We start from the raw sequence: 12,592 nt of genomic DNA, 5'->3' as shown, positions 1-12,592 counted from the left end.
CATGAGCACCAACTCCAACGCCGAACGGCGCGCCGAACTCCTCGCCACCGCCGCCCAGGTCTTCGCCGACCAGGGCTACAACGCCACCACCGTCCGCCGCATCGCGGACGCCGCCGGGCTGCTCGCGGGCAGCCTCTACTACCACTTCGACTCCAAGGAATCGATGCTGGACGAGATCCTCTCGGCCTTCCTCGACGAGCTGTGGACCGGGTACGACACCGTCCTCGCCGCCGGGCTCGGCCCCCGCGAGACCATCGAGGCCCTCGTCACCGAGTCCTTCCGGCAGATCGACCGGCACGGCCCCGCGGTCGCCATCTACCAGAAGGAGTCCAGGCACCTCTCCGCCCAGCCGCGCTTCGCCTACCTCGCCGACTCCCAGGTGAAGTTCGAGAAGGCCTGGCTGCGCACCCTGGAACGCGGCGTCGCCGAGCAGGTCTTCCGTGGCGACCTCGACGTCCGCCTGGTCTACCGCTTCGTCCGCGACACCGTCTGGGTGGCCGCCTCCTGGTACCGCCCCGGCGGTACGCACAGCCCGGAGGAGATCGCCCGCCAGTACCTCTCCATGGTCCTCGAAGGCATCACCCCGAGGACCTGACCCGCACCGCCCCCTCTCACCAAGGAGCAGTCATGGCCGAGGCCTACATAGTCGAAGCGGTCCGCACCCCGGTCGGCCGGCGGAAGGGCGGGCTGTCCGCGGTCCACCCCGCCGACCTCGGGGCCCATGTCATCAAGGCGCTGATCGAGCGCACCGGGGTAGATCCGGCGGCCGTCGACGACGTCGTCCTCGGCTGCCTGGACACGGTCGGCCCGCAGGCGGGGGACATCGCCCGCACCGCGTGGCTCGCCGCGGGCCTCCCCGAGGAGGTGCCCGGCACCACCGTCGACCGCCAGTGCGGCTCCTCCCAGCAGGCCGTCCACTTCGCAGCCCAGGGGGTCCTCTCCGGCACCCAGGACCTGGTCGTCGCGGGCGGCACCCAGAACATGTCGATGATCCCGATCGCCTTCGCGAGCCGCCGGGCCGCGGAACCCCTCGGACTCACCGACGGCCCCTACGCGGGCTCCGAGGGCTGGCGCGCCCGGTACGGCGACGCGCCCGTCAACCAGTTCCACGGCGCCGAACTCATCGCACAGAAGTGGGACATCACCCGCGAGGACATGGAGCACTTCGCCCTGCGCTCGCACCGGCGGGCCCTGCGCGCCATCGACGAGGGCCGCTTCGCCCGGGAGACCGTCGCGTACGGCGACGTCACCGTGGACGAGGGCCCGCGCCGCGACACCTCACTGGAGAAGATGGCGGGCCTCGAGCCCGTCGTCGAGGGCGGCCGGCTGACCGCCGGAGTCTCCTCCCAGGTCTCCGACGGCGCCTCGGCGATGCTCATCGCTTCCGAGCGGGCCGTCGCCGAACACGGCCTCACGCCCCGCGCCCGCATCCACCACCTGTCGGTGCGCGGCGAGGACCCGATCCGGATGCTGTCGGCACCCATCCCGGCGACGGCGTACGCACTGAAGAAGGCCGGGATGTCCATCGGTGACATCGACCTGGTGGAGATCAACGAGGCCTTCGCGCCGGTCGTCCTGTCCTGGCTGAAGGAGACCGGGGCCGATCCTGACAAGGTCAACGTCAACGGCGGCGCCATCGCGCTGGGCCACCCGCTGGGCGCCACCGGCACCAAGCTGATGACGACCCTCCTGCACGAACTGGAGCGCACCGGCGGCCGCTACGGCCTCCAGACGATGTGCGAGGGCGGCGGGCAGGCCAACGTCACCATCATCGAGCGCCTCTGATCACCGGCTCGCCGATCCCAGAACATCTGACGTCTGATCTTAGGTAGGGTCGCCCTGTCGGCACGGCTGGACGAGGTTGCGGCAGCGCCGACGCACCTGGTCCGCGCGATTCATCAGCCTGGGAGACCCGACACCATGAACACAGAACGGCCCGTCGCCCTGGTGGGCGCGTATGCGGCGCTGCCCTCCCTGCGCGCCGACCAGGAAGACTTCTACGACGGGCTCGCCGGCCGGGGGATCGCCGACGGGCTGGAGATCCCCTTCCGCGACGGCCTCGGTGAGGACGTGCGCTGGCTGGCCGCACAGCTGCGCGGCCGTTTCACCCGCTCGGTGATCACCCTGATTCCCGGCACGATGACGCGTGTCGGGGCCTCGGGCACCTTCGGGCTCGCCTCCGGGGACCACGACGGCCGACGGGCAGCGCTCGCGTTCCTCCGCGAGGCCCGCATCGCCGCCGAGGAGATGAACCAGCTCACCGGCGAGCAGTCGGTCTCGGTCATTCACATCCACACCGCGCCCTCGAAGACCGCGGTGGGAGAGATGTTCGCTCGTTCCCTGGACGAGATCGCGGCGAGCGTACCCGCCGCGGGCGCCTGGTCCACCCGCCTCGTCCTGGAGCACTGCGACGCGTACGCGCCGGCCGTCCCGGGCGAGAAGCGGTTCCTGCCGCTGGAGGACGAGATCCCCCTCGCACGCGAGGGCGGGATCGGCATCACCGTCAACTGGGGCCGTTCGGCGATCGAGGCGCAGGACCCGGGCCGGCCGCTCGCCCAGATCGGCCGGCTGGCCTCGGAGGGCCTGCTGGAGGGCATCGTGTTCTCCGGCGCCGGGCCGACCGCGAACGACTTCGGGGGACCGTGGGCGGACGCGCATCTGCCCCTCACCGAGGACGAGCCCGCCTCCCTCATGGACTCCGACGAGGTACGCCGCTGTCTCCGCGCGGCCGAGGGCGCGTTCTCCTACGCGGGCGCGAAGATCCAGGTTCCCGGCGACGCCACGGTCGACGAGAGGCTCGCGATGGTCGGCCGCGTCATGCGGCTCCTGTCCGAACGTGGGACCGCCCCGGCGCCCGTACGGGGTTCATAGCCCCATATGTCGTGCGACCCGTCCCGCTCTTCCGCCACACTGGGCCCAGGATCCGACGCCCCGACGCCGCCGCCGGCCGGATGATCACGGTCCAGGACTGGAGCTTCAGGAAACCGATGGCCGCAATGACCGCTCTCACCACGCTCTGCCCGCCTCCGGGCCAGGCCATGGACATCCACTGGGCGACCGTCGAGGCGAACCTCGGCACACCGCTGCCGCAGGACTACAAACAGCTGGCCGACCGCTACGGGCCCGGGGTGTTCAACGACTACGTGCACGTCTACCACCCGCACGGCGTGACCGAGTACGTCGACCTCACGGGCCCCATGCCCGGCCGGATCCGGGCTCAGCTGCGCAAGGACCACAAGCAGGGGACGCATCCCGTTCCGTACGACCCCGAGACGCTCTTCGCGTGCGCCGGAACCGGCAACGGTGAGTACCTCTTCTGGATCACGGACCCCGCGGGCGACCCCGACCGCTGGCGCATCGCGGTCAACGAGGCCCGTGGACCGGGCTGGTTCACCTACGACGGGACCCTGACCGCCTTCCTCGCCGCCGTGCTCGGCGGCCGGATCCGGGTCCCCCTGTTCGCGCCGGACCTCGCCGAGGCATCCGCCCGCTTCGCACCCGCACGCCCCGCCCTCCGCAAGCCCGTCCCCTTCTCCGACGCCAGGCCCGTCGACTCCGGGACGATCCGCTCGTGGGCACGGGCCCGCGGCTACGACGTGCCGCCCAGGGGGCGGATCCCCCTGGAGGTCAGGGAAGCATGGGAACGCAGGGCGCCGAAGGGCTGAGGACGAGTGCGGTTGTGGCGCGCGGCGTCGGCGCCGGGATCAGTCCCGGTCGGACCTGGGGTGCCGACCACGCCACACCAGGAGCCCGCCCGTGACACCGTACGCGAGGACCAGGGCGCCGTTCCGGGCGTCGTGGCGCCGCTCCAGGGACTGGACCCGCCGCTGCTGCTCGTAGGTACGCGTCCCGACGGAGGTGTTCCCGTCGAGCACCGCGCACCCGGTGTCCCCCGGCCGCATGGGGCCCGGATGCTCCTCACCGTCCTCGTGGACGTTCTCCCCGGGGCATACGATCTCCGTCGACGCCGTCAGCGCGCTCCCCAGGGTGGCTGCTCCCCAGAGGCCCGGCACGACGAAAAGGGCCACGAGGACCATGCTGTGCTTCACGGAACTCCTTCGCGCCGGACCCGGAACCGGACGTCCACGCCCCGATCCGCCGGGACTTGACGACCCGCCTCACCGTACACATGTCCGACTCCGGTCTCATCCCTTGTCGAGCACGGCGTCAACCGGCAGCGTCCGCGGTCCTGTCCGGCGTCAGGGAGTGGATGCGGGGTATCGGCGAGGGCAGGAGCCAGAGCAGCGACAGGGCTCCGCCCACGGCGGCGATGAGGAGCGTGGCCCTCAGCCCGACCGCGGTGGCCAGGAGACCTCCGACGACGGCACCGACGGGGCGTATCCCGTAATTGATCGTGCTGTACGCGCCGGCCACGCGACTGCGCAGGCTGTCGGGGATCACGGTGGTCTGAAGGGCGTTGAGGTTGACGTCGAACAGCATGACACCGAAGCCGGACAGGAACTGGTACGCGGCCAGAGCCCCGGCGCCGAGCCAGAACGGACCGGCCGCGACGGCGGCGACGGCGATCGGTGCGGGGAAGAGCACCGCGCCCACGGCGATGCTGCGCCCCACGCCGAAGCGCCGTGAGATCCCCGGAGCGACCAGGGCGCCGAGGAGGGAGCCCGTGGCACCGACGCCGAACGCGATACCGATGACTCCTGCGGACAGTCCGAGGTTCCGGCTGGCGAACAGCACGATCAGCCCGCTGCCCGCGACGAAGGTGAAGAAGTTGACGGTCGCCGCGCATCCGAGACTCGCCCGCAGCACCGGGTGACGTACGACGAGGGCCAGCCCGTCCTTTGCGCGCCGCACCACGGACGGTGCCGTGCTGTCGGCGGCCACGGGCGGTTCGTCGACCGGGACACGGCCGATCAGGACCGCCGATGCCAGGAAGGTCAGGGCATCGACGACGAGGGTCACGGGGGCGGTGAGGACCTGGATCAGCGCACCACCGATGGCCGGGCCGACGACGTAGGAGGCGGAGCGGCCGGCGCTGAGTCTGCTGTTCGCGTCCACGTAGGACTCGCGGGGCACGAGGCCCACGAAGAACGGCGGGTAGGCGGTGTTGAACAGGACGCCGGCCGCGCCCGTGAGCAGCGCGACGACATACAACTGACCGAGCGTCACCGCCCCGAGGAGGAAGGCCGCCGGGACGCTCAGCAGCACTGCGGCGCGCACCAGGTCGGCGAGGATCATCAGACGGCGCTTGCGGGCCCGGTGGTCGACCCAGGCACCCAGGAGGATCGCGAGCAGGTTCGGGGTCCAGATGAGTGCGGTCAGCCATGCCACCTGGTTCGCCGAGGCGTCCAGGGCGCTCACGGCGATCAGCGGCAGGGCCAGTTCGGTGATCCGGTCGCCGAACTGCGAGACCGTGTTGCCGGCCCAGAAGCGGCGGAAGCGCCGGTCCCGCCACAGCGACGCCGAGGCGGTCGGGCCCGGGGAGTTCACGGCGTCTGCCCGGGCTGCTCCTCGGCACCTTCCGGCAGCACGTAGCGCATCAGCTGGACACCTCGGCCGTCGGCCGGCCGCTCGGCAGGGTCGCGCGTGACGTACGGCGCGAGGACGCGCTCGATCCCGTCCTCGATGGCGGCGAGTTCCTCGGCCGAGACGACGAGACGGGTGCTGGCCAGCCCCGCCAGCCTCCGCCACTCCGGTTCGAGACCGGGCTCGACCTCTTCCGCCCACCGGCCCGGCAGGTCCGCATGGCGCAGGAACATCTGCTCCGACAGGACGCGCGCGGCCGACCGGCCCTCCTCGTCGGCCGGATCCTGCGGCGTCGCGAACCGGAAGCCGCGTGCCACCGCCTCCCACCTCCTCCGGCGGCGGTCCGGGCCGGGCTCGCTGTCGCGCACCAGTCCGAAGCCGGCCAGGTGGCGCAGATGCCAGCTGGTGACCGACGGAGTCGCTCCCACGTCCGGCGCGAGCTCGGTCGCGGTCGCGGGCCCGTGCTGCCGCAGACGGTCGAGGATCGCCAGCCGCACCGGGTGCGCCAACGCCCGCATCGCTTGCGGATCACTGATCTCGATATCGCCCAGGCGATTACTGGAGTCCATGACGTGAGAGTCTCCTCTCGCGATATGTGAGAGTCAACTCTCAGATTGCGTCTCCGCGCCGCGGCTTCCCCGGCGGAGGGGCTGTCAGTCCGCGTCCGGGTGGACTGTGCGGCCGGGGAGCTCCAGACCTGTGCAGTCCCGGTGCTCGGCCTGGTCCGCCGCGAACCTGTCGAGGAGCTGCCGAACCTCACTCATCGGCAGCGCCGATCGGGAGCGGTCCCGGGCGTAGCTGGTGGCGAGGAAGTTGGCGGATTCCCCGGCGCACCGGGCCTTGGCGCGGCCGAGGTTCTCGCCGAGCAGTGCGTCGTGGGCGCTGTGCGTCTTCGGGATCTGCACGTTGGACAGGAGCAGTCGCTCGAAAGGCTTGTCCGTCCAATCGCCGTACCAGCCCGTGAGGTTCACGGCGGGCTCGCCCGTCCCGGAGTCGATCAGCGAGCAGCTGGTGATCGTGGCCCGCTCGTCCGTGGGCGCGACGACCTGCCACTGCTTGCCGGACGGGCTCCCGGGCAGCGTGCCCTGGCCCAGCCAGCCGCACATCGTGCCCTCCGCCTGCCTCACGGACAACTTCCGGGTGGGTTCGACGCGGTCCGGAAGCGGCAAAGGGTCTGCCCCGCAGCCGATCTCGGCACCGGCGCCGTTGGCGATACGCACGGCCGTACGCAGGGACTGGCGTGAGGGGGCGCTCTCCACCCCGTGGGCGAACACCTTGGTGACGAGGCGCCGTGTGCGGCCCTCGGAGTCGCGGCCGAGCTTCGGGCACTCCTGAATGATCACGGGGCCGAACTCGCCGTAGAATCCTGGGACCGAGCCCGGAAAGACGTAGTCGAGGTCCCTGGGGACGGTAATCTCCATGGCCAGCGGACCCAGCGGCTCGCCCGTGTCGATCTCCGCCTCGACATCGAGCACGTAGTGCTTGCCGTCGCTCTCGTCCACCCCGCATCTGAGCAAGCCGTGCCCGGAGCCGAAGGTGTCCTTGGCGGCCTGCAGCCGTTCGTTCGGCAGCAGTTCGGCGAGTTCGCCGCCCGACAGGTTGCCCCCGCACAGCGTCGCGGCGTACCACCACGGCTGCCACACCGGTTTGGCCAGCCAGCCGGCGCCTGCGACGACGGCGAGCACCACCGCCACGATCCCGAGCGCACGCCCGCTGGGCAGCCACCGCCGCCCCTGTATCCCCGTAGCCATGACCTGCGGTCTCCCCCTGCTGTGCTTTCTCGACCGGGGCAGCCTACGTGGCGTGCGCACGCGTCGGCCCACGGCTTGACCCTGTCACCGTGGCAAGGTCTTCAGTGGGTCCGAGGAGGTGGTAGCGATGACCCTGCCGATGCAGGACACGGATGTGACGCGCGCCCTTCAGGGGCTGGAGGCCGACCGCTCGGCGGTGCGGCTGCGGACGGCGATGGGGGTCGGTACGACGCCGGACCCCCGCTTCGTCGCCAAGCTCCTCGAACGCTGCGCGGTCGAACCCGACTTCCAGGTGCGTGAGATGCTCACCTGGGCGCTGACCCGTCACTCGCCCGCGGCGACGGTCCCCGAGCTTGTCGGTGAGGTCCGCTCGGAACGTGCCCAGGCACGGAGCCAGGCCCTCCACACGCTGTCCAAGATCGGGGACCGGCAGGCGTGGCCGGTGATCACACGGGCTCTGCTGTCCGATGCCGAGGACGAGGTGGCGCGGAGCGCCTGGAGGGCGGCGGTCGTGCTGGTGCCACCCGGCGAGGAGGGTGAGCTCGCGGACGCCCTGGCGATGCAACTCGGGCGTGGCGGGCGGGAGATGCAGCTCAGTCTCAGCCGGGCGCTCGTCGCGCTCGGTGAGGTGATCCTGCCGGTCCTGCACGCGGCGGCAGCGGGCCCCGCCCCCGGCGTACGCGCACACGCGCTCGCCACGGAACGGCTGCTGCAGGACCCGGACGCCGGGTTCGGATTCGCGATCGAGGAGGCGAAGCGCGTGGTGGCCCTCGGTACGGGTGGAGAGGAGGGGCAGTAGCCCGTGTTGATCGGTGAGGTGGCACGGCGGTCCGGGGTCAGCGCCCGCATGCTCCGGCATTACGAGTCGCTCGGGCTGGTGCGGCCGACGGGGCGGACCGGCGGCGGCTACCGGGAGTACGCGGACGAGGACATCCGGCGGATCTTCCACATCGAGAGCCTGCGGTCGCTCGGGCTGTCCCTGCGGGACGTCGGCCGCGCACTGGACGATCCCGGCTTCACGCCCGCCACGCTCGTCGAGGACCTGATCCGCGAGACCCGGGAGCGCATCGCACGTGAGACGGAGCTGCTCACGCGCCTCGGCCGGATCGGTGCCGCGCAGCCCGCCGGCTGGGAGGACGTCCTCCGGACCGTGGCACTGCTCCAGGGGCTGACGTCGGAGAGTGCCGGGCGGCGCCAGCGCGCCGCCCTGTCCTCGGTCGACGAGGCGGTGCCGGTGGAAGCGCTGGTCGAAGCGGCGTTGCGCGAGGCGGACCCGCATGCGGCCGGTGCGTTCCGGTGGGCCCTGGCCCGATCGGGCGACGACGGAACGCGGTTGCTGGCGGAAGGGCTCGCCTCACCGGTCGCCGACGTACGCGAGCGCGCCGTGCAGGCCCTCGCCGAGATTCCGGGGGACGAGGTGACCGCACTGCTGCGGAGTGCTCTCGCGAGCGACGACCTCGCCGTCCGCGGTCACGCGGCCCTGGAGCTCGGGGCACGCGGGGTGGCCGAAGCGGTGCCGACGCTCCTCGACATGGTCGTCGAGGAGACGGGGGACGTGGATGCGGCCGATGCGCTGAGCGCACTGGCCGGCAGTCCGGCCCTGGCGGACCGGATCGCGGACGGTCTCATCGGCCGCCTCGCCCACCCGGCCGCCGGTCCGGCCGTACGCCGACGGCTCACCCAGGCCCTCGCGGACATCCCGGGCGCCACGACCGCACGCGCCCTGGAGGAGCTGTCGCACGACGAGGACCGAGGGGTCGCGGTCACCGCGGAATACCTGCTCGGAAGGCGCGCCGCCGGATCAGCAGGACCCGGGTAGCGACGTGAGCGCCGCCCGCGCCTCGGCCATGATCCGGTCGACCAGTTCCGCGCAGGACGGCAGATCGTCGATCAGCCCCGCCACCTGGCCCGAGGCCATCACTCCGAGGTCCGTACGCCCCTCGACCAGCGCGGCCTTGAGCAGCATCGGGGTGTTGGCGGCCAGCAGCACCTGACTCCAGGTCAGCTCCTTGCCGTGCTTCATCGCCAGTCCGTCGCGGACCAGCCGGGGCCAGCTCGCACCCGTCTCCTTCCGGAAGGCCGAGGCGTGCCGCAGCGCCCGCAGCGTCGAGGTCACACGGCCGGAGCGCTCCAGCGAGTCGACCATGGCGGTACGGAGCATGCGGTGCGGCAGGCCGTCCACCTGGTGGGTGACCGTGACGTCCTTGACGGTGGCGGCCAGGTACTTCGCCTTCACCGCGTCGGGGACGGTGCTGTCGGAGGTGAGCAGGAAGCGCGTCCCCATCCCGATGCCGGCCGCCCCGTAGGCGAGCGCGGCGAGCAGACCCCGGCCGTCGTGGAAGCCGCCGGCCGCGATCACCGGGATGTCCACGGCGTCCACGACCTGGGGGAGCAGCACGGTGGTGGCCACCTCGCCCGTATGGCCGCCGCCCTCACCGCCCTGGACCATCACCGCGTCCGCCCCCCACGCGGCGACCTTCTCCGCGTGCCGGCGGGCGCCGACGGAGGGGATGACGACGACGCCGGCGTCCTTGAGCCGGGCGATCAGGTCCTTGGAGGGGGCGAGCGCGAACGACGCCACCCGTACGCCCTCGTCGACGATGATCCGCACGCGCTCACCCGCGTCCGCCGCGTCGGCGCGCAGATTGACGCCGAACGGGGCGTCCGTACGGGACTTGACCTCGCGGACCGCGGTGCGCAGCTGCCCGACGGTCATCGTCGCGGAGGCCAGGATGCCGAGCGCGCCCGCGCTCGCGGAGGCGGACACCAGCCGGGGGCCGGCCACCCACCCCATCCCGGTCTGCACGATCGGGTGGCGGACCCCGGTCAGCTCGGTGAGCCGGGTGGGGAACGGCGTGGGCCCGGTCATGCCGGGACCTCCCGCTCGCGCAGCCCCTTCGGGTCGATGACCTCACGGATCAGCCGGAGTTCGGCCTGGGTGGGCTCACGGGTGAACGGCACATCGTCCGGGACCGCGAGAGTGAACCCGGTGGCCCCGGTGACCTGCTCGACGCTCACGCCGGGGTGCACGGAACGCAGCCGCATCGTGCGGCCGGGGGTCTCGAAGTCGAAGACGCCCAGATCGCTGACGACTTCGGGGATGCGGTGGTAGCGGGTCGCGGAGGGGCCCGCCGCGGCCGCCCGCTCGTACCCGACCCCGCTGACCATGTCGACGTGCTCCACGAAAACACGCGCCGAATGCTTGGGGATCCAGTAACTCGTCGAGTTGTTGAGGGTGTTGACGGGTGCTCCGCGCACCCCGAGCAACTGCCGCGCGGGCCGGGCCCAGTCACCGATGCAGGAGATGTTCTGGTTGCCGTGCCGGTCGATCTGGCTCGCCCCCATCATCACGTGCCGGCGGCCGGTGGCGGTCAGCGTCAGGTGCTGGCGGAAGGGCAGCCACCCCTCGATGCTCCCGGGCCCCGACCCCACCGCGGGGGTGTCGCCCATCAGCAGTGCCTCCCCGTCCGTCAGCAGCAGGTCCGGCGAGAAGGTGAGCTTCGCCAGGCGCGCCCCGATCGCCGGGACGGTCCCCATGGGGCTGGCGAGGATCTCCCCCGCGTCCCGCCACGCCTCGGCGCAGGCCACCACGCAGTACTCGGCGCGGCTCGCCGCCGCGAGGCCGGTGCTCCCGGTGACGCTCATGCTTCCTCCTCGTGGAACGCGGTGACGGCTGCCTGGTAGGCCGCTTCGTCCCCGGACAGGAACCGTGCGACGAAGGCGGGCCACGCCTCCGGGTCGCGGGCGGCCCGGACGTAGGCGCGCTGGAAGGCCTCGTCCCGGTCGTGGTCGGGCGCGCAGGACGTGAAGTGCGCGCCGTTGGGCGTCTCGACGACCCCGTCCACGAACAGCCGCTTCACCAGCAGGGTCTGCGGCCCGTGCTCCTTCAGCAGGTCCGCGGTCTCCACGAGCCGCTCGCAGGAGACGTACGCCTGGTCGGCGGCCTCGCAGAACAGGTCGTCGAAGTACGGGTCGGGGCCGAGGTACTGGCCGTTGCCCTGCGCGTCCGCGCGGTTCAGATGGACCAGGGCGGCATCCAGGCGCAGGGCCGGGACCGCGACCAGCTCCTCCCCGTCCTCGTACGGCGAAGTGACCGTACGCAGAGCGGGGTTGACCTCCATCAGGTCCGAACCCAGGCCCGCGCGCACCGGCATGAACGGCAGCCGTTGCGCGCCCGCCGTCAGGCCCCACATCATCATCGCCTCGTCGAGCTCGGCGAACTCGAACGCGCCACGCTGCCGGGCGGCGGTGAAGTGCGGTTCCAGCGGGATCGAGTCGAGCGTCCCGAACGCGGCGACCAGCTTGCGGATCTTCCCCGCCGCCGCCAGCAGCCCGACGTCCGGGCCGCCGTACGACACCACGGTCAGATCGGTGACGTCCGAGCGCAGCAGCGCCCGGACCAGGGCCATCGGCTTGCGGCGCGAGCCCCAGCCGCCGATGCCGAGCGTCATGCCGCTCCCCAGCCGGCCGACGACCTCGTCGGCCGTCATCGTCTTGTCCTGAGTCACGCCTGCTGCTCCTTGTCCGTGCCGAAGCCCGCGCGCACCCGGTCGGCGACGCCGCTGAGGTTGGCCTCGAAGGTGAAGCCCTGCTCGAAGCGGTAACTGCGGCGTACGTCGACGGGGTCGATGCCGTTGATGGCGGCCTTGGCCAGCCGGATCAGATATCCGTCCTTGGCGGCGATCTCCCCGGCCAGTTCGAGTGAGGCGCCGATGAGCTGTTCACCCGGGACGACCCTGAAGACCGAACCGTGCCCGTGCAGTTCGGCGGCCGTCACGGTGCGGGAGGTGTAGTAGAGGGTCCGCATCAGGTGCTGGGGGACGAGCCGGGCCAGATGGGTGGCCGCGCCGAGGGCGCCCCGGTCCAGCTCCGGCAGGCCGAAGACCGCGTCATCGGCCGCCACGATCACATCCGCGTTGCCCACCAGGCCGATACCGCCGCCCAGGCAGAAGCCCCGCACGGCGGCGATCACCGGGACCTCGCACTCGTAGACCCCGGCGAACGCCTCGAAGCAGCCCCGGTTGGCGCCGATCAGCGCCTCGGGCCCGTCCGCGCGCTGCATTTCCTTGATGTCCACGCCCGCGTTGAAGCCGCGGCCCTCGGCGGTGAGGACCACACAGCGGATGTCCGGATCGGCCCCGGCGGCGCGCACCGCCGACGCGAGGTCGTACCAGCCCCGAACCGGCAGGGCGTTGACCGGAGGGAAGTCCACGGTGACGACGGCGACACCGTCGCGTGGGACGGAGGTGGAGACACCCATGAGCAGATCAGCTACCTTTCCACCAAACGTTTGTTAGGGCCCGAAGGTAGCAGCGATAAGGACGCCGTGGGAGGGCGCCGTGCCACTCAGCGGTACC

14 protein-coding genes are annotated in these 12,592 nt (G+C 72.0%); 6 read left to right on the top strand and 8 right to left on the bottom strand.

From position 1 onward, the window contains the following. The first annotated feature begins 1 nt into the window (after nt 1). The 4 genes from ACIRD8_RS23675 (at nt 2) to ACIRD8_RS23660 (ending at nt 3,665) form a co-directional block, all read left to right on the top strand. Nucleotides 2-595 carry a TetR/AcrR family transcriptional regulator gene (locus ACIRD8_RS23675; RefSeq protein ID WP_403994879.1) on the top strand — a complete coding sequence of 198 codons (594 nt, stop codon included), beginning with the start codon at nt 2-4 and terminating at the stop codon, nt 593-595. A gap of 32 nt (nt 596-627) precedes the next feature. Then, nucleotides 628-1,785 carry an acetyl-CoA C-acetyltransferase gene (locus ACIRD8_RS23670; RefSeq protein WP_403994876.1) on the top strand — a complete coding sequence of 386 codons (1,158 nt, stop codon included), beginning with the start codon at nt 628-630 and terminating at the stop codon, nt 1,783-1,785. A gap of 135 nt (nt 1,786-1,920) precedes the next feature. Beyond that, nucleotides 1,921-2,871 (top strand): DUF4862 family protein, encoded by a 951-nt coding sequence (locus ACIRD8_RS23665; RefSeq protein ID WP_403994874.1) that lies wholly within the window; start codon nt 1,921-1,923, stop codon nt 2,869-2,871. A 116-nt stretch (nt 2,872-2,987) separates the two neighbouring features. Next, nucleotides 2,988-3,665 carry a hypothetical protein gene (locus tag ACIRD8_RS23660; protein WP_403994871.1) on the top strand — a complete coding sequence of 226 codons (678 nt, stop codon included), beginning with the start codon at nt 2,988-2,990 and terminating at the stop codon, nt 3,663-3,665. Nucleotides 3,666-3,704: 39 nt separating this feature from the next. Here the strand turns inward: ACIRD8_RS23660 and ACIRD8_RS23655 are convergent, their stop codons facing one another. From ACIRD8_RS23655 to ACIRD8_RS23640, 4 genes are all read right to left on the bottom strand, one after another. Continuing rightward, nucleotides 3,705-4,049, bottom strand: a complete 345-nt coding sequence (locus ACIRD8_RS23655) for a hypothetical protein (RefSeq protein ID WP_403994868.1) — start codon at nt 4,047-4,049, stop codon at nt 3,705-3,707. 118 nt (nt 4,050-4,167) lie between these two features. Next, entirely contained in the window at nt 4,168-5,448 is a 1,281-nt protein-coding gene (locus tag ACIRD8_RS23650) for an MFS transporter (protein ID WP_403994865.1), read from the bottom strand. Continuing rightward, nucleotides 5,445-6,053 carry an ArsR/SmtB family transcription factor gene (locus tag ACIRD8_RS23645; protein ID WP_403994862.1) on the bottom strand — a complete coding sequence of 203 codons (609 nt, stop codon included), beginning with the start codon at nt 6,051-6,053 and terminating at the stop codon, nt 5,445-5,447. The genes ACIRD8_RS23650 and ACIRD8_RS23645 overlap by 4 nt, the downstream gene beginning before the upstream one ends. 84 nt (nt 6,054-6,137) lie before the next feature. Further along, entirely contained in the window at nt 6,138-7,235 is a 1,098-nt protein-coding gene (locus ACIRD8_RS23640) for a hypothetical protein (RefSeq protein ID WP_403994859.1), read from the bottom strand. Between the two features lie 127 nt (nt 7,236-7,362). Here ACIRD8_RS23640 and ACIRD8_RS23635 point away from each other — a divergent pair, with 127 nt between their 5' ends. Both ACIRD8_RS23635 and ACIRD8_RS23630 read left to right on the top strand, forming a co-directional pair. Continuing rightward, the gene (locus tag ACIRD8_RS23635) at nt 7,363-8,034 is read left to right on the top strand and encodes a HEAT repeat domain-containing protein (RefSeq protein ID WP_403994856.1); all 672 of its coding nucleotides are present in this window, start codon (nt 7,363-7,365) and stop codon (nt 8,032-8,034) included. Between the two features lie 3 nt (nt 8,035-8,037). Next, the gene (locus tag ACIRD8_RS23630; protein ID WP_403994853.1) at nt 8,038-9,054 is read left to right on the top strand and encodes a MerR family transcriptional regulator; all 1,017 of its coding nucleotides are present in this window, start codon (nt 8,038-8,040) and stop codon (nt 9,052-9,054) included. On the opposite strand, the gene ACIRD8_RS23625 is transcribed toward ACIRD8_RS23630, so the two are convergent. From ACIRD8_RS23625 to ACIRD8_RS23610, 4 genes are read right to left on the bottom strand one after another with little or no spacing between them, the layout of a single operon-like run. Further along, a complete protein-coding gene (locus ACIRD8_RS23625; protein ID WP_403994850.1) occupies nt 9,037-10,104 on the bottom strand; it encodes an NAD(P)H-dependent flavin oxidoreductase in 1,068 nt (355 codons plus the stop codon). The genes ACIRD8_RS23630 and ACIRD8_RS23625 overlap by 18 nt on opposite strands. Next, entirely contained in the window at nt 10,101-10,880 is a 780-nt protein-coding gene (locus ACIRD8_RS23620) for a CoA-transferase subunit beta (protein ID WP_403994847.1), read from the bottom strand. The genes ACIRD8_RS23625 and ACIRD8_RS23620 overlap by 4 nt, the downstream gene beginning before the upstream one ends. Then, entirely contained in the window at nt 10,877-11,725 is an 849-nt protein-coding gene (locus ACIRD8_RS23615; RefSeq protein ID WP_403995332.1) for a CoA transferase subunit A, read from the bottom strand. The genes ACIRD8_RS23620 and ACIRD8_RS23615 overlap by 4 nt, the downstream gene beginning before the upstream one ends. Nucleotides 11,726-11,739: 14 nt before the next feature. Beyond that, nucleotides 11,740-12,495 carry an enoyl-CoA hydratase family protein gene (locus ACIRD8_RS23610; RefSeq protein WP_403994844.1) on the bottom strand — a complete coding sequence of 252 codons (756 nt, stop codon included), beginning with the start codon at nt 12,493-12,495 and terminating at the stop codon, nt 11,740-11,742. Nucleotides 12,496-12,592 lie beyond the last annotated feature (97 nt).

This window comes from Streptomyces sp. NPDC102451 (assembly GCF_044765485.1).
Classification (GTDB): domain Bacteria; phylum Actinomycetota; class Actinomycetes; order Streptomycetales; family Streptomycetaceae; genus Streptomyces.
The sequence above is the reverse complement of the archived record's forward strand: the minus strand, read 5'-3'. Positions and strand labels throughout refer to the sequence as shown.

Bases quoted from the DNA above. Each gene is read 5' to 3' on its own strand.
- ACIRD8_RS23675 (WP_403994879.1), top strand. From the start codon at position 2: ATGAGCACCAACTCCAACGCCGAACGGCGCGCCGAACTCCTCGCCACC.
- ACIRD8_RS23615 (WP_403995332.1), bottom strand. From the start codon at position 11,725: ATGACGGCCGACGAGGTCGTCGGCCGGCTGGGGAGCGGCATGACGCTC.
- ACIRD8_RS23610 (WP_403994844.1), bottom strand. From the start codon at position 12,495: ATGGGTGTCTCCACCTCCGTCCCACGCGACGGTGTCGCCGTCGTCACC.
- ACIRD8_RS23625 (WP_403994850.1), bottom strand. From the start codon at position 10,104: ATGACCGGGCCCACGCCGTTCCCCACCCGGCTCACCGAGCTGACCGGG.
- ACIRD8_RS23635 (WP_403994856.1), top strand. From the start codon at position 7,363: ATGACCCTGCCGATGCAGGACACGGATGTGACGCGCGCCCTTCAGGGG.
- ACIRD8_RS23620 (WP_403994847.1), bottom strand. From the start codon at position 10,880: ATGAGCGTCACCGGGAGCACCGGCCTCGCGGCGGCGAGCCGCGCCGAG.
- ACIRD8_RS23645 (WP_403994862.1), bottom strand. From the start codon at position 6,053: ATGGACTCCAGTAATCGCCTGGGCGATATCGAGATCAGTGATCCGCAA.
- ACIRD8_RS23670 (WP_403994876.1), top strand. From the start codon at position 628: ATGGCCGAGGCCTACATAGTCGAAGCGGTCCGCACCCCGGTCGGCCGG.
- ACIRD8_RS23665 (WP_403994874.1), top strand. From the start codon at position 1,921: ATGAACACAGAACGGCCCGTCGCCCTGGTGGGCGCGTATGCGGCGCTG.
- ACIRD8_RS23660 (WP_403994871.1), top strand. From the start codon at position 2,988: ATGGCCGCAATGACCGCTCTCACCACGCTCTGCCCGCCTCCGGGCCAG.
- ACIRD8_RS23640 (WP_403994859.1), bottom strand. From the start codon at position 7,235: ATGGCTACGGGGATACAGGGGCGGCGGTGGCTGCCCAGCGGGCGTGCG.